Here is an 18,692-nt window from a genome sequence, read left to right as displayed (position 1 = left end):
ACAATGCGGCAATGGAAAGCTTTTTCCACATTATGAAGGTGGAAATGAATTATTTTACTCATCACTTTGAAACCAAAAAGCAGCTTGTCAAAGCCATGAAAGAATGGAAAGAATACTATAATCACAAAAGAATCAGACACAAGCTAAAAGGCCTAACTCCGATAGAATATCGGAATCAGACCTTAAGTAAATTTATTTAGAAATTAACGTCCAGCTTTAGGGGTTAACTTCATCATAAGTCCTTTTTTCATTACATTGTTAAATGTTCATCATGCAAATATGATGATCTGATACCTGCTTGTTTTAAATTCCTCTTAACCTTCAATACAACATTGGCTGAACCAACGATGAAATATTGACCATGTTTTAGCTCATCATTTTAAACGGCTGAATCGCCATTGTTGGCAGAAACATCCAAAATTGCAATCGCAATCGCACCGAAGACTAGTGCGGCAATTGAACCGTAGCCTAATCCCAAACTACCAATATTTGGCAGAATCAGCATCATTACTACGGCAAAAATCATTCCGACTAACAAATAAGGCAATCTCCGGCCACCTAATTTCGGTGCCCAAGTCTTATCTGATAGCGTACCAATCGCAGGCTGCACAACCAAACCGGCTAATGGTGGCAAAATAAGCAGCCAAAAGAGGCGCTCAAGCCTTCTCCTGACTGCTTTTTATATATTAATTCTGATTTCTAATTAATACTTAATTGGTTGATAGCCGTGATTAATTGCATCTGCCTTAAGATTCTTAACTTCATCATCGTTTTGAGCAGAAACATCCTCAACTGGAGCTACACCACGATCTTCTGTTTCATCTCCAGCTTCAATGCTAGGAACTTCTTGATCGTTTAAACCTTCGTCTTTGTGTTTATCAAGAACTCCTTTTACTACAGCACAAGCTACCAAAGCAAGAGTGCCAATTCCAGCACCTAAGATCCATTTATTCTTTTTCATAATATTTGCGCCTCTTTTAAATCGCTTTCATTAGTCACATTATACGACATTTATAGTAGCAAATGCCACTATTATCACCAAAGAATCTGATTATTTAAGTAAAAATTTACAATTGCCTTTTGTCTGCATTTCATGAAAGTTTTCGTATGAAATAGAAATCATATCTTCGAGTGCTGGTTTAGTAAATGAACCCATATGCGGTGTCATCAAAACTTTAGGATAAAGACTCATTAATTCTCTAACTGCCGGATCAGGTTCCTGTCCGATTGACTCAAACTTTTTGCCAACGAGGTGCTTTTCATCAACAATTACGTCGCCGCCATAGCCCGCAATCTCGCCACTTCTAATCGCATCAGCGATTGCTTGGGTATCAGCTAGTTCGCCACGCGCGGTATTAACCAAATAAGCCGATGTTTTCATCTTTTTAAGAAAATATGACACATGAACAGAGACAACATCGCTCTTTTGGACCAATTCATCCTGAGAGACAAAATTAACGTACTGCTTAGCTTGATCAGATGGAAATGGATCATATGCAAGTACCGTAGCACCAATTCCGTCCCATAATTTAGCTTCTGCGACACCGATTTTGCCAGCGCCGAAGATACCGATTGTTAGACGATTAAATTCTGTCGCAAAATATTGGGGATGCATTATGAAATCGCCCAAATGTACCTCATACCTAGCTTCAGCAATATGGTGTACCAGATTCTCACCCAAAGTAAAGGCCAGATTTGCTACAGCAAACGGTGAATAATTAGGAACACGTGCAATGGAAATGCCAAGTTTCTTGGCCGCTTGCAGATCAAAATGGTTGTAGCCTACAGTTCTGGTGAAGACCCAATTTATACCGTAAGACTTGAATTTCTTCAAATTCTCAGCATCACACAGACAATTTCCCCGTACGAGAACGGCATCGCAATCTTGCGCCATTTCCGCATTATCTCGGGTTAAATATTCTTCGATTAATTTCAATTGGTAGTTTTATTTTATTTAAATTTTCAAAATATGGTTTTTCCAATGGTCGAACGCCATAACATACTATTTTCATAATTAGAACTCTTTTCTTAAGTGTGTATTTAAGACTTTAATTCTATTTTATTGCTTTACAATAGCATACAGTAATGTATTTCAACACATATATTATATTTTTACTATTTTATCTGGTTATAAATTTAATTGACAAATCATATATTTTTAACTATTATTTGATCAAATTCTAAAACGCATTAAGGAGGTCTTATTATGACTAAAACAAAATTATCAGATCTTGATTGGAATAACTTAGGCTTTCATTACCATGACTTGCCCTATCGCTGGACTGATACTTTTAAGGACGGCAAATGGCAAGGCGGTCATTTGACCCAAGATTCTACTTTAACTTTTAACGAGGCGGCCGAAGAGCTGCACTATGGCCAAGAAGTATTCGAAGGCCTTAAAGCTTATCGCAGAAAAGACGGCGGCGTTAACTTGTTCCGTCCAGACCAAAACGCCAAAAGAATGGTGAATTCCGCTAAGAGATTGTTGATGGAACCTTATCCAGAAGAAGAATTTTTGAAAGCGGTCAAGGCTGTCGTTAAGGCCAACCAAGAATTCATTCCGCCTTATGGAACAGGGGCAACTTTGTATATTCGTCCATTCATGATGGGTGTTTCACCTTTGACAGGTGTAGCTCCTGCCGAAAATTATATTTTCCGTGTTTATGCAACGCCAGTTGGTTCCTATGTTAAAGGCTTGAAGCCAATGCCTTACACAGTAAGCGAATACGACCGTGCCGCTCCATTTGGAACTGGTCAAGCCAAGACGGCCGGCAACTATGCGGGAAGTTTGTTGCCTTCTCTTTTAGCTAAAAAAGAAGGCTTCGCTGATTGTTTGTATTTGGATCCAGCTCAGCACAAGTACATTGATGAATTTGGTGGTGCTAACTTCTATGGCATTACTAAGGATGGTCAATTCCAAACTCCAAAATCTGATTCAATTTTGCCTTCAATCACGAAATACTCAATTTTGAAGGTAGCCAAAGACCTTGGGATGAATCCAATTGAAACCAAGATTCCAGTAGATGAAGTAGATAAATTCGAAGAAGCTGGTGCGATGGGGACAGCCGCAGTTATTTCACCAGTTGGTTCTTTAACTTATAAGGGTAAAAAGCATATCTTCCACAGTGAAACGGAAGCTGGTCCATTGACTCAAAAGCTTTATAACACTCTATTTGGAATTCAAGTTGGGGATTTGCCTGACAAATATGGTTGGACCGTTCAACTTGATTTGGATTAATACTAAAATTAAAAAAATAAACGCCTTAGCATAAGCTAAGACGTTTTTTGGTTAAATTCTTTAAAACATACTTTAATGTTTTCCATTTTTAGGCATTTTTATAAAGTATACTTTATACTTTTTGCTTTTTTGGCTTTTTTATAAAGTATGTTTTATAAAAATTAATATGGATAATTATTCAACCGATCTTTTTCGGTTATTTTTCTAACCACTCTGCCTGGCACGCCAACAACCAAAGAATTATCCGGTACATCTTTAGTAACCACGGCACCTGCGCCAATAACGCAGCCATTGCCAATCGTTACTCCTGGACAAACAGTTATGTTGCTTGCAAGCCAGCAGTTATCGCCAATCGTAATCGGCGCACCATATTCAACAGTATCGACCTCACCATCAGCTTGCATTCTTGGATTGCGTTGTTGATACATCAAGGGATGGAGTGGTGTAATTAAGGAAACATTCGGACCACACATCACATTCTTTCCGATTGTGATTGGACATGTATCAAGCACGGTTAAATTGAAATTGGCGTAAAAATTCTTACCTAAATGAGTGAAACGACCATAATCAAATTGAATTGGTCCTTGTAAAAAGACACCATCCCCATGATCCGGACATAGTTCATTCAATATTTCTTTTCTCTTTCCATCAGTTTCCGGGAGTTGATTATATTTTTGACATAAAAGATGGGCTTTTCTGCTCATTTTTGACAAGCCATCTTTTCCAGGACGATAAGGCTGTCCTGCCAACATTTTTCAATATTTTCTTTCATAGATTTCCCTCTTCCTATGGTTTTCATTTTATCATGAAAGCGCTATTAGCAAAATGTTTATAGTGAATACGCTATAATGATTATAAGTTTAGTAAGAAGGTAGAAATGCATGATTATCGCCCGTCATCGACGACAAGTAATTGAGAAAATAAAAAACAACGCCGAGCAGAAAAAATTTCATCAAAAAGCGGAAATAGGCGACCCAGTTTTAAGCAAAGAACAGAGCAACGCCCTGATTCGCAAGTTTTGGGCAAATAAGGACAAGGCGCCTTATCTTTTCTTTAATTATTTGCTGCGTGGAGTTTTCAATTTGATCACCCCCATTCTTTCTACTGATGTACAATTTCGCGGTTTAGAAAATTTGCCACACTCTGAGCACGCCTTTATTACTAGCAATCATTACAACCAACTTGACGTGTTGCCCATCAAAAAATTAGCCATGAGGCAGCATCGGCGTTTGTTTTTTATTATCAATGATATCAACTTAGTCATGCATTTCCCGATAGGACTGATTGTTTGCAATGTCGATACTATTCCGATCAATCATGATCTGCACTATTTGGGACACACTTTGCCGAACAAAATCAAAGAAGTTTTGCAGAAAAAAGCATGGGTGCTCGTTTATCCAGAACAGGAAATGTGGTTCAACTACTGCAAGCCCCGCCCTCTTCAAAAAGGAGCCTACTATTATGCTGCTAAGCTGCAGGTACCTATTATCTCCTGTTTTGTCGAGATTCGTCCACGCAAGTCAAAAGAATGGTTCCACCGCGACTTTTATAAAACCGAAAAAATCGTGCATATTCTGCCAACCATTTATCCCGACGCTAACAAATCGATCATTCAAAATACAAAAGATATGAGAGAAAAGGATTATTTACAAAAAAAGCAGGCATTTGAACGAGCATTTAACACAAAACTGGACTATCATTTTTCTTATAGTGATATAGCTGGATTTGATAAAAAATAGAAAGCGTATAAATATGAAAACATGAATTATTACTGGAGCATCAACTGGAATCGGAAAGGGAATCGCATTAGCCGCATTGAAGCACGGTGAAAAGGTGATTGTAACTTCCCGCAAGACAGAGAAATTGCAAAGTCTCGTTGACCAATACCCAGATCGTTGCATCCCCAAGCAATTGGATCTAACCGACACGGACTCGATGAAAAAGTTTATGACTTATGTTCAAGACCTGGATCACATTGATGTTTTGGTCAACAACGCAGGTTATGGCTACCTCGCCGCCGTAGAAGAAGGAAAATATTACGAAATCAGAAAGGTTTTTGATACCAACCTCTTTGGGCCAGTCGCCTTAACTCAGGCAGTTCTGCCAAAAATGCGGACTCTTAAAAAAGTGCGATTATCAATATTTCATCTGTCAATGCTGTTCGCGGCAGCACGGGCTCCAGTTTTTACGCAGCTACCAAGGCAGCTTTAGAGTCAATTTCTGATGCTTTAGAAAGAGAAATTGCTCCATTTAACATTAAGGTGATGATCGTTGAACCTGGCGGTTTCCAAACTGACTTTTATGCTAGCTTGGAAGAAACAAAGGACAAAGTTAAAGATTACGATCAGCAAAAGTATTCTGGCGATAATGAATTGGATCGCAAGAAGAATATTTCTGCAGATTTAAACGTTCCTGGTGATCCAATGAAGGCCGGCGAAGTCATCTATGAAGCAATTCAAAAAGATGATTATCCAAAGCGGCTTTTGTTAGGCAGCGATGCATTGAATTTCATCCAAAAAGAATTACAACGTAGATTAAATGAAACGAAAAAATGGGCCGACACAAGCAAAAAACAGATGAATAATTAAAAATGCAAGCAATAAAATGCTTGCATTTTTGTTTCTTAATCAAATTTTGTTCTCCAATGATTATCCTTAGACGCTTCATAGCACATCTTTATTTGTTCAGGAGTATTACGATCAATCGAAAGTTTAGGCAAATTATCTAAAGCAAAATAACGGCAATCACTTGTCTCATCATTTTCTTCAAACTCTCCACCTATCACTTGGCATAAATAAAAGGCCTTCATTATTCCTGTAACTAGAATTGGTTTATTATGCTTATTTCTATCCTGCAAAGCAATCAACAAAACAGGCTTAACATCCCTGCCTGATTCTTCCTTTGCTTCTTTAATGCAATTTCCCTCAGTTGAAAGATTAGCTTCACACCAACCTCCTGGCATTGACCAATCGTCCGTAAGTTTTTCATGCACAAGCAGAATTTTATTATCTTTAAAAATAGCCGCCCGTGTTTCAATTTTGGGTGTTTGATATCCTTCATCACCACAAAACAAAGTTTTGACTTGCTTGATCGGCATCCCTGTTTTGACTTCCATCATTTGCGCGGCAATTTCACGAACTTGCTGATAACGTTCACGATCAAAAACATCATGGCCGTACTTAAGACCATTCTGCGCAATACTCTGTAACTCAACAGCCCAGTCAGTAAATTGATCATTTGTTTTCATGTGATTTTCTCCTGATGCTATTCATATAAACTTACTCAAGTTTATTTTAAACATATAAAGTGTCTCACTTTTAGGTCTCAGTTCATATTCAATATGCTTTTTTATTTAAAAATAAATAACTATATTTATAGACGAAACTAATATATAGTTTTTAACTGTTATAATTCCTTATTATTAAAGATTTTATTTTAAGTTATGTTCTTTTACCATTAAAATATTTAAGCCACCAAATAAAATCAAAACCGAACAAATAATTATTAGCACCGAATAATCAGAATTATCTAATAAAAAGCCAGAAATTAAAGATCCTATTGGGCCACCAATAGATGTACTTGTTAGAATTGTAGTTAAAATTCTACCTAATATTTGATCATCTGAAACTATTTGAATCATAGATTCGGATAAAATATTATGAATGCTTGTAATAAAACCAAAAGAAAAAATCAATAAACTAAATCCAAACCAATTTTTAGTTAAAAAAAGCATCAATAAAACCGGTAAAGCACTTAGTAACCAAGTAATACCTATTGTCTTTACTTTCACTTTCATTTTTTCTGTCATAATCGAACAAGCTATAAAACCAATTATAAAGCAGATATAAAAAGCACTATAAAAAGTCGCATTTTTAAATTCTTGTGCAACTTTTGGAAGTAGAATTGTCAAGGCAGGAGTGACAAAAGAATAAAGTAACGATGACAAAAAATAGTGCCTATTCACTCAATCGTTTCATAATCTTTACATATTCTTTACTTATTCTTTACCAAATCGATATAAAATATAAGAATATGTTAAGCAAATTGACACACTAAATTCAGAGTTTTAGAATAGTTACTGAAAATTGAATAGCAAAGCAAATGAACTGTTAGGTGAGACTCCTACGTGAACATATGCTGACGCCCAGCAACATCTAGAGATGCCAACGAGTAAAACAAGAATGGTCGATACAAGGCTTTTCTCAGTCAGCTAATTTAACCAATTTACGTCACGTAGTGTTAAAACTGAACGACGAGTAAAAATCGATTGGTGAAGCTGGTGCAGTGCATGCACCAGCTTTTTTGTTTATTTGCCGAGTATTTTTTAGAAGGAGAATTGATAATGTTAAAGATCAACCAATCCAGAAAAATAACTCCGGATACCAAGTTTATGCAAGAAATGTCATTAGCAGACAAAAATGCTGTTTTAACTAAACTGCATACATCTGTTAACGGCCTTACATCTAGTGAAGCGAGAGCGCGATTAGAAAAGAATGGCCCTAATGAAATTGCTAATAAACAAAAGCATACGACCCTTCATTATCTAGTCGAATCATTTCTAACCCCATTCACTATCGTGTTAGTGATTCTTGCAACTTTGTCTTTTTTCACTAATTATCTATTAGTTCCAAATGATCAAAAAGACTTAAGCACTGTTTTCATCATGCTAACCATGATTGTTATTTCCGGTTTGACGAGTTTTATTCAAAATGTCAAAACCAATAACGCTGTTGAATCCTTGCTCAAGATGATTTCCGTCACGACTAATATTCTCCGTGATGGGAAGAATCAAGAATTACCTACAAAGGATGTCGTTATCGGCGATGTGATCAACTTAGCTGCGGGCGATTTGGTTCCTGCTGACATGCGCTTAATTCGCAGCAAAGATCTCTTTTGTTCATCAAGTTCTTTGAACGGTGAATCAAATCCGGTTGAAAAAATGGCCGATAAAAAGCCAAAGCCTGATTCTAAAACTTATTTAGATTATCCAAATATTTTATACGAAGGAACTGTCATCGTTTCAGGTTCTGGCACCGGCGTTGTGTTTGCTACAGGAGAACAGACCGTTTTTGGTAAATTAGCCAAAAGCATTTCCAACAATAAAGTTAAAGAGACTACTTTTGACGTCGGCATTAAGAACATTTCAAAAATTTTGCTGCTAATGACGGCAATAATCGCTCCGTTAGTTTTTATTATTAACGTTTTAACTAAAGGAAATTGGCTCAACGCTTTAATTTTTGCGATTGCTACTGCTGTTGGCCTTACTCCAGAAATGTTGCCTGTTATTGTTACCAGCAACTTGGTCAAGGGTTCAATCGAAATGTCCAAGCACGGCACGATTGTTAAAAGAATGAATTCAATTCAGAACTTCGGTTCCGCAGACATTCTTTGTACCGATAAAACTGGTACTTTGACTCAAGATAAGGTTGTCCTAGAGCGACACTATGATCTTAATTTAAAAGAGACTAAAAAGGTCCTAGGTCTTTCCTATTTGAACAGTCATTATCAAACAGGGATGAAAGATCTGATCGATAAAGCAATTATCGATGCGGCCAAAAACGAAATCGATACCGCAAAAATTAAAGCAAACTACCAAAAGATTGATGAAATTCCATTTGATTTCAAGCGTCGCCGGATGAGTGTTGTGGTGATGAATAAAGATCATGAACATTTATTAGTTACTAAAGGCGCTGCCGAAGAAATGCTTGCTTGTTCAAGCCAAGTTGAAATCGATAACCAAATCAAACCATTAAATGACAAAATTCGTCAAGATATTTTGCAAAAAATCAAAAATCTCAATAATGATGGCTTGCGCGTTGTCATGCTCGGTTATAAGAAAAATCCCGCTCCAGTTGGCGAATTTAGCGTTGAAGATGAAAACAATTTAACTTTAGCAGGATTCTTAGCTTTCCTTGATCCACCTAAGGAAACGGCTAAAGAAGCATTGACTAATCTCAAAAATGACGGTATCACTGTCAAAATTTTAACAGGTGATAACCAAGAAGTAACTCGCAATGTCGGTTTAAAAGTTGGACTCAATGTTGATAAAGTTTATCAAGGTAGCGATTTTGAAAATAAAACCGATGAAAAAATGAAAAAAATGGTGGAAGAATGCAATATCTTCGTTAAGCTGGCACCTGAACTAAAGGCTAAGATTATTGATTTGCTCAAAGAAAATGGCCACACAGTTGCATATATGGGCGATGGCATCAATGATGCTCCAGCAATGAAGTCAGCCGATGTTGCTATTTCTGTTGATACTGCGGTCGACATTGCTAAGCAGTCAGCTGATATTATTTTGCTGCACAAGGATTTACGAATTCTTGAAAAAGGAGTCCGCATTGGCCGGCAGATCTTTGGCAACACCATGAAATATATTAAAATTACCCTTTCCTCCAATTTCGGCAATATTTTATCGATTTTGGTTGCATCATCATTCTTGCCATTTTTGCCAATGTTGCCACTGCAACTGTTAATTTTGGACTTGATCTACGGAACAAGTTGTTTAGCTATTCCGTTTGACACGATGAATAAAAAATACTTGTCTGTTCCACGAAAATGGAGCACGAAGACGCTGCCTAAATTTATGTTTTTCTTCGGCCCTACCTCTTCAATTTTTGATATTATTACTTTCGCTTTACTATTCTTTGTGGTTTGTCCGCACGCTGTTGGAACAAGTTTTGCAAATGCGAATGCAATGCAGAAAATAATTTTCAGTTCCATCTTCTGCACTGGATGGTTTATTGAATCTCTTTGGACGCAGGAAATGGTCATTCACGCTTTGAGAGATCCCAAGGTTCCATTCATTAGTCAGCATGCTGCTCCTGTGGTTACTTTTGCTACGATTGGCGCGGCCCTTATTGGAACAGTTTTGCCATTCATTAATTCAATTGCACATGCGATGAAATTTGGAGCTATTCCTGTTTACTATTTAGGGATTGTTGCGATTTTATTAACGCTTTACATTCTGCTCACGACTGTAGTTAAGAAGTGGTATTTGAAGAGCGAAACATATTTAATTTGATGATATTGACAAACATAAATCTTTTGCTCACATGCAATGGTCAAAAGAAGCAGTTCAACTTTATTTAGTTGAGCTGCTTCTTTCTTCTAATTGTTTTATTTTCTAAATTGTTCGATGCAGTAAACATTGCTGAACGTCAAAGTATTGCCTTTGCGAGTCAAACCGCCTGTTCTTGAATTTTCATATTCCCAATAAAATGATTGATCAAATGAAAAGCCATTCTTTTGTGATTCACTTACTGAGAGCAATCTGTGTTTGGCAACATAATTATCAATCTTTCTCATTTTGCTAAGTGAATAGTGACGGCTTGGATCCTTGTAGAATATACTGCCATCCGCGTTTTAATTGAACAATCACATTGGTATCATCATTCGAAACTCCAGCAGCACTCATCCCATCAATAATTGTCTGTGTTTGTGGCAAAGTAGTATTTAAGCCTTCAAATCTGGAATTAGTGAAAACCAGTCTAACAAAATTTTTCTTTGCAAAGCGTCTATTTTGCTCTTTAGTTAAGTGAAATTAATCTGGAAACATAAGCTTATCCTTTTTCTTTAAACTTCTCTCAACATATTGTAACTTTGTTTTCCATCAGGATCAGGCAAATCATGTGTTTAATTGCCACTCTACCCTGACTCTTAGCAATTTCCGTCATTTTATCCAACAAATGTGAAGCAATTCCCCGATGGCGATATTCGGGAGCACCTACAATTGACAAGATCATTTGGTATTTGTCTTCAGCGCGATTAGGATGATTTTTAAAATAAAGCTTATCTTCGATGTAACGCTTGGCAAAAGCTGGACCAAAGGTATGACCAACAATTTTTCCAGTCTCTTCATCTTCTGCAACTAAAAAAGTATCAGGATAGTTCTCAATTCTGCCGATCATGTCTTTTTTAGTCATTTCTTTATTCATATGAAAAGCTACTGATTCAAGATCAACAATCGTTGGTAAATCGGCTTTTTTTACTGTACGATAAATTATTTTCATTAATTATTCCTACTTCTTAATTCTTCTTATTGAATTTTACAGAGTTAAATACTTGGTCGGCACATGATCACAAAGCCACACTTCATTATTGCCAATATAAAATTTAATTCCATCTTTCACTGCTTGTTTAGCATTAATTTTTAAAATAACCGGATGGTTATCGCGTCTTTTACCAACAGACTCGGCCATTTCAATATCAGTCGACAAATGAACATATTGTCTGCCCATTGGTAAAAGTCCCTCTTTCATAATGCTAGACAAAAAGGAATGCGTCGTACCATGATATAAAATATCTGGCGGTATTGCCTGCTTTCTTTTGATAATTCCGGGAATAGAATGGCCATATAAAGCACAGATTTTCCCATTTTTTATTTCAAATCGTTCTTTATCACTAAAATTCATAATTTCCCGTATTTTCATCTCAGTTAATTTTGGCTGAAAATGGTGCATCTTGTTCATTGCATTCAAGAATTTTTGTAAATCAACAAAACCGTATTCATCAAGCTTTAGGCCATATTTTTCTGGATTATGGCGCAAACAGTAAGACATTTTTTTGCTAATAAAGACATCTGAACGGTGAGTAGAATAATTGTTCATATATTTACCTTCCTTATCTTTATTTTAAAAGCAATTTGGTCTGTTTTTCTTATTTGCCCAGACCAAAATTTTACAGGAAAATTATTAATATTAACCATACTTAACTTTGTTTGAATTAATAAAATATCTTTTAACTATACCTTCCTTGTTTTATAGACCAGTATTTACAGATAAATATTTTTATTGATTTTAATACACATACTCGATTAGAGTATGTGTATTTATGTGGTAGGTTTTAAGATTTTAGTAACATTCTACTTTAAACATTACAAAAAAATGATTAACACTAGGATTAAAGTATTTATAAAATAGATTTTTTCTTTTGAGTTGCACTTTAAATTATTTTCTGCTAAATAACACTATAGATTTATCAGAGTTAAATTCTTGAGATACTATTTTTTTGTGGTTTCTCCCTTATCAAATTTTCTCATTCTATGTAAATTTAAAATTGATTGTGGTCGAGCATTATAATTAAGGTTTGTTAAATCGCCAATCGTTTCGAGCTTACCATGCAATTTATTGACCTTAGTATCTAAGGTACAGGTCATAACAACAGGAGCATTCTTGTAAATTTGTTTTTTCTCTCCTTCTTTTGCTATCCTTACTAAGATTGGATCCTTAACGATGACAGGCAAAATATCAGATAATTCAACTGCCTTAGAACCTTTACTATCATTTACATGGGTCTGTATTAAAATATAAAGGAACTGGTAAATTTGTCCGGTAGTTTTATACTCTCTGTTTAATTCAGAATTAATCTTCTTAGAATATGGAATAAAAACATATTTGTAAATTGTACCGGCAATAGTAACTTGAAATTTCATATAAAAACTCCCGAGGCGATCATGTGTATCCTTATCAAAAAAATTTAAATGAATTTCTTCAAATGCAGCATTCATCCAAAAGTGCAATAGACAACAGTAATAAGTCGGTTTCAGCTTTCTGGGCTTTCTATACAGCTAATGCTCACTATGAAGCAACCCTAGAAAACGTTAATGCTGAAACTCTTAGGACATTCCTTGATTATTTAATGCAAGAAAAACATTACAAGAGCAGCACTGCGCTTAAATACGCTACATATTTGAAGAAATACTTTCACTATCTTTACGTTCATAACATTATCAAGAACTATCCAATAGCCGATTTGAAATTCCCTCAAAAGAATCGAAAAAGAACAGTTATCGTGGGATGGATTAAATACATGCCCCGTATTCTTAAGGATGATCAAATCTCTGAAACTCTCAAAGAGGTTTTGTTGGCTATTGGATCGGGTTATGAGCCTAGAGAACTCTGTGATCTTAAAACTTCAACAGTTCTCAGCAATAAGAATAGCCCATTACATGAAATAATCGTGAAAAGCTTATGGCACTTCGAAAACGTTAAAAAAGCTAAAAATGATACGTATTTTGTCCTAGATAAATTCGGCAGAAAGTATTCATCTTATGAAGCAATTAACAATCATATAAACCTTCAGGATAAAGGTAAGCTCAATATGCCTTTAGGCTTAAAACAACTCAGGACAAGTTACATTTTTACGTTTGTAAGCAACGAAAAGTTCTCAGATGAGGAATTGATGGATAAACTCCATCTTTCCAAAAAATCATTAGCTTACTATAAGACGGCTATACAAAAAGATGTTGAGCTGGTTGATTTTAAGCAGGAATTTCGTTCTAAAAATAATTAATGATTTAATCAATATATAGACAAAGAGCCCGAAAAATCAACTCCATCAGGTAGTTACATAAACATTATCTAGTAGTAAATTAACAAATCCTCATAAAACAAAAAACAAAGTAGGAAAATTAAACAATGTTATCTTGATGATCAGACCCTCTCTTTCTGCTTTTTCCTTAAAACTCTGTCTTGTATTATAAATATTTTCGTCAAAAAAACAGCGAAAATTTATAATTTACTGTTAATTATGAAGATGATACTAATTTCAGTAATTTAATATATACTTTTTTAATCTTGTTCATAATCCATTTACTAGCAGAAAACTCAAAAAATTTTTCTTCTCTTAAGCTTAGGTACACTTGAGATTTTTAGTTTTTGCATATGTTATTTTATAAATTTCATGTTGACATAATATAAGTAAGCGTTTTACTATAAAAGCGAATTGAATAAATGTTCTTCGAGGCAGGGTGAAATTCCCGACCGGCGGTAAAGTCCGCAACCCGCATATGCGGTGGAATCCCATTTGGGTACCGATAGTTACAGTCTAGACGGCAGAAGAAAGATAGGTCTACGCTTTTTTGTGTTGGATTTATTTAACTCTACGATAAATAATTGGAGTCTCGAGAAATCGAGACTCTTTTTTTGTTCTGAAAGGGAGTGAATTTAAATGGAAAATGATAAATACTTCATGCAATTAGCTTTGCAAGAAGCATGCAAAGGTCGACATCAAACTTGGAAGAATCCTCTAGTTGGTGCCGTAATTGTTAAAGATAATCATGTTTTAGCTAAAGGCTATCATCATCATTTTGGTGAGCAGCATGCTGAACGTGATGCAATTTCCAAATTAACCCCAGAACAATTATTCAATTCAACACTTTATGTAACTTTAGAGCCATGTAATCACTTTGGCAAACAGCCACCATGCTCACAATTAATTGTTAATAAGCATATTAAGCGCGTGGTAATTGCCCAAATTGATCCGCATAAATTAGTAACTGGAAAAGGAATTGCCGCTTTAAAAGAAAATGGTATTCAAGTTGCTACAGGAATTCTCACAAATGAGGCACGAAAGCTAAATGAGCACTATACCTATTTTTACGAAACGAATCAGCCGTGGATTACGGTTAAGCAAGCTATTTCGCTTGATTATAAAGTTGCAGTCAGAACAAATCAGCGAACTAAGATCACCAATGATTTAGTTTATCAAAAAGTTCACAGCGAGCGGGCTGATTATCAGGCTATTGTAATTGGCAGCTCTACAGCAATTATTGATAATCCTAGTTTATTGACCAATGTCCATACCGATTACTCACCTATTCGCATCGTACTTGATCGGCGTGGACGATTATTAAAGCATCTTGATTTAAAACTATTTACTGATCAAAAAGCGCAAACTTGGATTTTTACTGAAAATAAGTCATTATCCTCGCATCCCTTTAACAACAAATTCGTACATTGTTTTTTCAGTAAAAATGACAGTATTGGCGCCATGATTAACGAACTTAAAAATCAAGAACTCCAATCGATTTACGTTGAAGGAGGACCTACCTTGGAAAAATCATTTTTAGATAATTATCTTGTTAACGAATTAATTACTTACATTGCGCCTGATTTACTTGGAGCAAACGGCGTTTCTGCAGTTTCTCCTTCTTCTTTTCATCATTTCAGTGATGTGAAAATTGATAAGCTTAATAATAACGTTCGGATTGATGAAAGGAGGCAAAATGTTTAGTGGCGTAGTTGCTGGCAAAGCAGAAATTGCCAGCATTAATAAAAAAGACGAAACAATTCAAATGACAGTTGCCTACACACGGAATCTTTTAAAAAATATCAAAATTGGTGACTCTATTTCAATTAACGGTACGTGTTTAACAGTAGAAAAATTTAATGACCATCAATTTCAAGTAACGATGATGCCACAAACTTATGAAAAAACCACCTTCAAAAATCTTCAAGTTGGTGACAAGGTTAATGTCGAACAAGCAATGAAAGCTGACGGACGTTTTGAAGGACATATTGTTACTGGTCATATTGATAATGTTATTAAAGTTGCTAAGAGAAAAATCGACGAAAATGCAATTGAACTTTGGTTTACTATTCCAGCTAGATTAGAAAGCCAAATCGTTCCTCAAGGAAGCGTAGCCTTAAATGGTGTAAGTTTAACTGTTATGGACGTTAAAAATCACAAATTTTCAATTGGCTTAATTCCTCATACTCAAGACAAAACTAATTTAGCTCACTTACAGGTCGGTGATGAATTAAATCTTGAAACCGATATTTTAGGCAAATATGTACAAGCAAATTTAAATAAGGAGAAATTTTAAAATGGACGTTAAGAAAATTCAAAATGCAATTCAATGGATGAAAAATGGTGGTTTAGTAATTGTTGCTGATGATGAAGATCGTGAGTCTGAGGGTGATATGATCGGAATTGGCTCTAAAGTTACTCCTGAAAACGTAAACTTCATGACTAAATATGCTCGTGGTCTGCTCTGCACAAGCGTCGGTCGTAAAGTAGCCGAAAGATTAGAGCTTCCACAAATGGAAACAAATAATACTGATCCATATGGCACAGCTTTTACAATCAGCGTTGATTACAAAACGACAACAACTGGAATTTCCGCATATGATCGTGCCGCAACTATTAAAGCAATTGCCGATCCCAGCTCCAAGCCTGAAGATTTCTTCCGCCCTGGTCACTGCTTCCCTCTTGTTGCTAAAGATGGTGGCGTTTTAGAAAGAAATGGTCACACTGAGGCCTCAGTAACTTTAGCTAAGCTTACCGGCGAACCCGAAGTTGCCTATATTTGTGAAGTTATGAAAGCTGACGGCCATATGGCTCGTCGTCCGCAGCTTCGTGAAATTGCTGAGGAACATCATATGCCATTTTTAACTATTGCTGAATTACAAGAATATGTTAAAAGTCTTGCAAGTAAACCTTCAGAATTTGTAAATTTTCCAACTAAATACGGTAATTTTAAAATTAAAAGTTTCGCTGGTGAAGATCTCGCAATCTTAAAAGGAAAAATTGATCCAAATAAACCTATGCTCGTTCGTCTTCATTCTGAATGTATGACTGGCGATACATTCGGTTCAATGCGTTGCGATTGTGGCGACCAATTACACAATGCTATGAAGCAGATCGAAGAAAATGGCAATGGTTTAATTCTTTATCTGCGGCAAGAAGGACGTGGAATTGGTTTAAGCAATAAACTAAAAGCTTATGCTTTGCAAGATCAAGGTTACGATACTTACGAAGCCAATAAAATTTTAGGTTTTGAACCAGACGAACGTAAATATCAATCAGCTGCTAAAATCTTGAAAGAATTAGGCATCTCGCGTATTAATCTTTTAACTAATAATCCAGACAAGATTGATCAATTAGAAGAATATGGTATCAAAATCGAGAAAAGAATTCCATTAGAAATTCCAGCTAATAAAATTAATCATGATTATTTAGTAACTAAACGCGATAAATTTCATCATATGTTAAAAGCAATATGATAAGGAAGAAAAAATGAAAAGATACGAAGGAAATTTTCAAAATAATAATGCAAGAATTGCAATCGTTGCTTCAAAGTTCAACGAAATTGTTACTCATCATTTAGTCGATGGAGCTCTAGCCACATTAAAGCAGTTCGGTATTAGTGAAGAAAACATTGATGTATATTGGGTTCCTGGGGCTTTTGAAATTGGTTTTGCTGGCAAAAAGATTCTTAATAGCAATAAATATGACGGCATCATGACCTTAGGAGCCGTAATTAAAGGCGAAACAGATCATTACAGCATGATTATTCAAAATGTTACTAATGCAATTATGCAAATGAATTTAGAAGCTGAAATTCCTGTTACTTTTGGAATTTTAACTACCGAAAATATCGAGCAAGCTTTACAGCGGTCAGGTTTAAAGGTCGGCAATGAAGGCAGTTCAACGGCACAAAGCTTATTAGAAATGATTTCATTAAACAAAATAATGGCATAAAATAAATCATATCACAGTAAAACGCACCTCATTAGAGGTGCGTTTTACTATTTCAATTCTTTCACCATGTTATACATAGTTTCACCTTCGGGTGTTGGAATATTATTGGCTTTGCCTTCATTTGTATATCCATTTAATTCATAAAAAGCTATCAACGGTGTCAAACAATTAATCGAAATCGCCTTTCTTCCCTGTTTTTTGGCTACTTCATCCATCTTCTTCAATAAGTGACTGGCAATTCCATTAAGACGATATTTTTTATCAACGACTATAGACAGAATCATCTGATATAGATCATTCTTGCGATTAGGATGATTGGCAAAATAAATTTCATCCTCAATATATCGTTTAGAAAAGGCTGGGCCAAAAGTATAGCCAATAACTTGATCTTTTTCTTTATCCTCCGCCACCAAAAAAGTATCAGGATAATTTTCAATGCGGCCAATCATATCCTTTTTAGTTATATCTTTTTTATATGAAAGGCTTCAGACTCTAAATTTACAACAGTATTCAAATCATAATTTTTCACGTTGTGATAAATTATTTTCATCAATATACTCTCCTAAAATAAATTTATTTGACGCATTTTGACAGTCTCATTTGTTAGTATTAATGGCGATATATTTTATCAAAAAGGCCCAAAATTCAAAAGAAATTCTGGACCAAAAATTATTTTATAAAACTTTATTTATCTTCTAAAGGAAATACCTTATCTGGATTAATTACTTCATTTGGATCAAAGACATGTTTAATCCTCGTTAATAATTCTACATAATCTTTACCATAAAATTGTTCAAAGTAATCTTTTCGCGCATATCCAATTCCATGTTCGCCGGACATATTGCCATCCACTTCACGTGCTTTCTTATAAAGTTCTGAAATAACCAGATGACTCTTTCTAGCAAATTCTTCCTTTGAATCATTATCTGAACAAAGATAAATATGCAAATTGCCATCACCAGCATGTCCAAAATTAGGAATTCTCATTCCAACTTCCTGTTCAAGTTCTTCTATTCTAGTTAATGTTAGAAAATATTATGTAAATGCATTCATCTCTATCCGCTTGAATACATTCCTGCGCCTTATCCTCGCTTTTTCGCCAATATCTGCCCTCAACCTGCTTAATAACGCACCAGAAAAAACTAATCTTTCCCGATACTGGCAGGGCAACTTTACAAGAACGTCAACC

At 35.4% G+C, this 18,692-nt stretch carries 17 protein-coding genes, 6 pseudogenes and 2 riboswitches; of the genes and pseudogenes, 10 read left to right on the top strand and 13 right to left on the bottom strand.

Annotated elements, in window-relative coordinates; genetic code table 11:
* Positions 1–200: IS3 family transposase (locus B2008_RS05910; protein ID WP_286822578.1), on the top strand; the 200-nt coding region annotated here is incomplete at its 5' end.
* 172 nt (positions 201–372) lie between these two features.
* On the opposite strand, the pseudogene B2008_RS05905 reads toward B2008_RS05910, so the two are convergent.
* From B2008_RS05905 to B2008_RS05895, 3 genes and pseudogenes are all read right to left on the bottom strand, one after another.
* A pseudogene (locus B2008_RS05905) lies at positions 373–655 on the bottom strand (MFS transporter); the annotation flags it as partial.
* A 48-nt stretch (positions 656–703) separates the two neighbouring features.
* Entirely contained in the window at positions 704–961 is a 258-nt protein-coding gene (locus B2008_RS05900) for a hypothetical protein (RefSeq protein ID WP_281828369.1), read from the bottom strand.
* Between the two features lie 90 nt (positions 962–1,051).
* A pseudogene (locus B2008_RS05895) lies at positions 1,052–2,012 on the bottom strand (NAD(P)-dependent oxidoreductase).
* A 194-nt stretch (positions 2,013–2,206) separates the two neighbouring features.
* Here B2008_RS05895 and B2008_RS05890 point away from each other — a divergent pair.
* Complete coding sequence (locus B2008_RS05890) at positions 2,207–3,238, top strand: branched-chain amino acid aminotransferase (protein ID WP_006351345.1); 1,032 nt, start codon at positions 2,207–2,209, stop codon at positions 3,236–3,238.
* Between the two features lie 161 nt (positions 3,239–3,399).
* On the opposite strand, the gene B2008_RS05885 is transcribed toward B2008_RS05890, so the two are convergent.
* Entirely contained in the window at positions 3,400–3,990 is a 591-nt protein-coding gene (locus B2008_RS05885; protein ID WP_281828372.1) for a sugar O-acetyltransferase, read from the bottom strand.
* 129 nt (positions 3,991–4,119) lie between these two features.
* On the opposite strand from B2008_RS05885, the gene B2008_RS05880 reads away from it, so the two are divergent.
* Together B2008_RS05880 and B2008_RS08350 are read left to right on the top strand one after the other, a co-directional pair.
* Positions 4,120–4,977, top strand: a complete 858-nt coding sequence (locus tag B2008_RS05880) for a lysophospholipid acyltransferase family protein (RefSeq protein ID WP_281828373.1) — start codon at positions 4,120–4,122, stop codon at positions 4,975–4,977.
* Positions 4,978–5,053: 76 nt separating this feature from the next.
* A pseudogene (locus B2008_RS08350) lies at positions 5,054–5,826 on the top strand (SDR family NAD(P)-dependent oxidoreductase).
* Positions 5,827–5,861: 35 nt separating this feature from the next.
* On the opposite strand, the gene B2008_RS05865 reads toward B2008_RS08350, so the two are convergent.
* Complete coding sequence (locus B2008_RS05865) at positions 5,862–6,485, bottom strand: NUDIX hydrolase N-terminal domain-containing protein (protein WP_281828375.1); 624 nt, start codon at positions 6,483–6,485, stop codon at positions 5,862–5,864.
* A 183-nt stretch (positions 6,486–6,668) separates the two neighbouring features.
* On the bottom strand, positions 6,669–7,184 hold the full coding sequence (locus B2008_RS05860; RefSeq protein ID WP_281828377.1) for an MFS transporter: 516 nt from the start codon (positions 7,182–7,184) through the stop codon (positions 6,669–6,671).
* Between the two features lie 152 nt (positions 7,185–7,336).
* Positions 7,337–7,503, top strand: a riboswitch (M-box (ykoK) riboswitch).
* Between the two features lie 77 nt (positions 7,504–7,580).
* On the opposite strand from B2008_RS05860, the gene mgtA reads away from it, so the two are divergent.
* Positions 7,581–10,262 carry a magnesium-translocating P-type ATPase gene (mgtA, locus tag B2008_RS05855; RefSeq protein WP_281828379.1) on the top strand — a complete coding sequence of 894 codons (2,682 nt, stop codon included), beginning with the start codon at positions 7,581–7,583 and terminating at the stop codon, positions 10,260–10,262.
* A gap of 95 nt (positions 10,263–10,357) precedes the next feature.
* Here the strand turns inward: mgtA and B2008_RS08290 are convergent, their stop codons facing one another.
* The 5 genes and pseudogenes from B2008_RS08290 to B2008_RS05835 all read right to left on the bottom strand — a co-directional run bounded on the left by B2008_RS08290 (position 10,358) and on the right by B2008_RS05835 (position 12,671).
* On the bottom strand, positions 10,358–10,546 hold the full coding sequence (locus tag B2008_RS08290; protein ID WP_006351337.1) for a hypothetical protein: 189 nt from the start codon (positions 10,544–10,546) through the stop codon (positions 10,358–10,360).
* A gap of 19 nt (positions 10,547–10,565) precedes the next feature.
* Positions 10,566–10,796: pseudogene (locus tag B2008_RS08345) on the bottom strand (hypothetical protein); the annotation flags it as partial.
* A 28-nt stretch (positions 10,797–10,824) separates the two neighbouring features.
* Positions 10,825–11,250 (bottom strand): GNAT family N-acetyltransferase, encoded by a 426-nt coding sequence (locus B2008_RS05845; RefSeq protein WP_414671996.1) that lies wholly within the window; start codon positions 11,248–11,250, stop codon positions 10,825–10,827.
* A 36-nt stretch (positions 11,251–11,286) separates the two neighbouring features.
* On the bottom strand, positions 11,287–11,847 hold the full coding sequence (locus B2008_RS05840) for an RNA 2'-phosphotransferase (RefSeq protein ID WP_281828381.1): 561 nt from the start codon (positions 11,845–11,847) through the stop codon (positions 11,287–11,289).
* A gap of 392 nt (positions 11,848–12,239) precedes the next feature.
* A complete protein-coding gene (locus B2008_RS05835; protein ID WP_281828382.1) occupies positions 12,240–12,671 on the bottom strand; it encodes a hypothetical protein in 432 nt (143 codons plus the stop codon).
* A gap of 23 nt (positions 12,672–12,694) precedes the next feature.
* Here B2008_RS05835 and B2008_RS05830 point away from each other — a divergent pair, with 23 nt between their 5' ends.
* The 5 genes from B2008_RS05830 to ribH all read left to right on the top strand — a co-directional run bounded on the left by B2008_RS05830 (position 12,695) and on the right by ribH (position 17,503).
* On the top strand, positions 12,695–13,531 hold the full coding sequence (locus B2008_RS05830; RefSeq protein WP_281828383.1) for a phage integrase SAM-like domain-containing protein: 837 nt from the start codon (positions 12,695–12,697) through the stop codon (positions 13,529–13,531).
* A 439-nt stretch (positions 13,532–13,970) separates the two neighbouring features.
* Positions 13,971–14,085, top strand: a riboswitch (FMN riboswitch).
* A gap of 103 nt (positions 14,086–14,188) precedes the next feature.
* Complete coding sequence (gene ribD, locus B2008_RS05825) at positions 14,189–15,253, top strand: bifunctional diaminohydroxyphosphoribosylaminopyrimidine deaminase/5-amino-6-(5-phosphoribosylamino)uracil reductase RibD (RefSeq protein WP_281828385.1); 1,065 nt, start codon at positions 14,189–14,191, stop codon at positions 15,251–15,253.
* A complete protein-coding gene (locus B2008_RS05820) occupies positions 15,246–15,845 on the top strand; it encodes a riboflavin synthase (protein ID WP_281828386.1) in 600 nt (199 codons plus the stop codon). Before ribD ends, B2008_RS05820 begins: the two co-directional genes overlap by 8 nt.
* Before the next feature lies 1 nt (position 15,846).
* Positions 15,847–17,025 (top strand): GTP cyclohydrolase II, encoded by a 1,179-nt coding sequence (ribA, locus tag B2008_RS05815; RefSeq protein WP_281828387.1) that lies wholly within the window; start codon positions 15,847–15,849, stop codon positions 17,023–17,025.
* A 13-nt stretch (positions 17,026–17,038) separates the two neighbouring features.
* Positions 17,039–17,503, top strand: a complete 465-nt coding sequence (gene ribH, locus B2008_RS05810) for a 6,7-dimethyl-8-ribityllumazine synthase (RefSeq protein WP_281828388.1) — start codon at positions 17,039–17,041, stop codon at positions 17,501–17,503.
* A gap of 47 nt (positions 17,504–17,550) precedes the next feature.
* Here the strand turns inward: ribH and B2008_RS05805 are convergent.
* Positions 17,551–18,053: pseudogene (locus tag B2008_RS05805) on the bottom strand (GNAT family N-acetyltransferase).
* Positions 18,054–18,187: 134 nt separating this feature from the next.
* Positions 18,188–18,526 (bottom strand): annotated as a pseudogene (locus B2008_RS05800) (FAD-binding oxidoreductase); the annotation flags it as partial.
* Positions 18,527–18,692 lie beyond the last annotated feature (166 nt).

This window comes from Lactobacillus sp. UBA5813 (assembly GCF_002417895.1).
Classification (GTDB): Bacteria; Bacillota; Bacilli; order Lactobacillales; family Lactobacillaceae; genus Lactobacillus; species Lactobacillus amylolyticus.
This window is presented reverse-complemented; position numbering and strand designations above follow the sequence as displayed.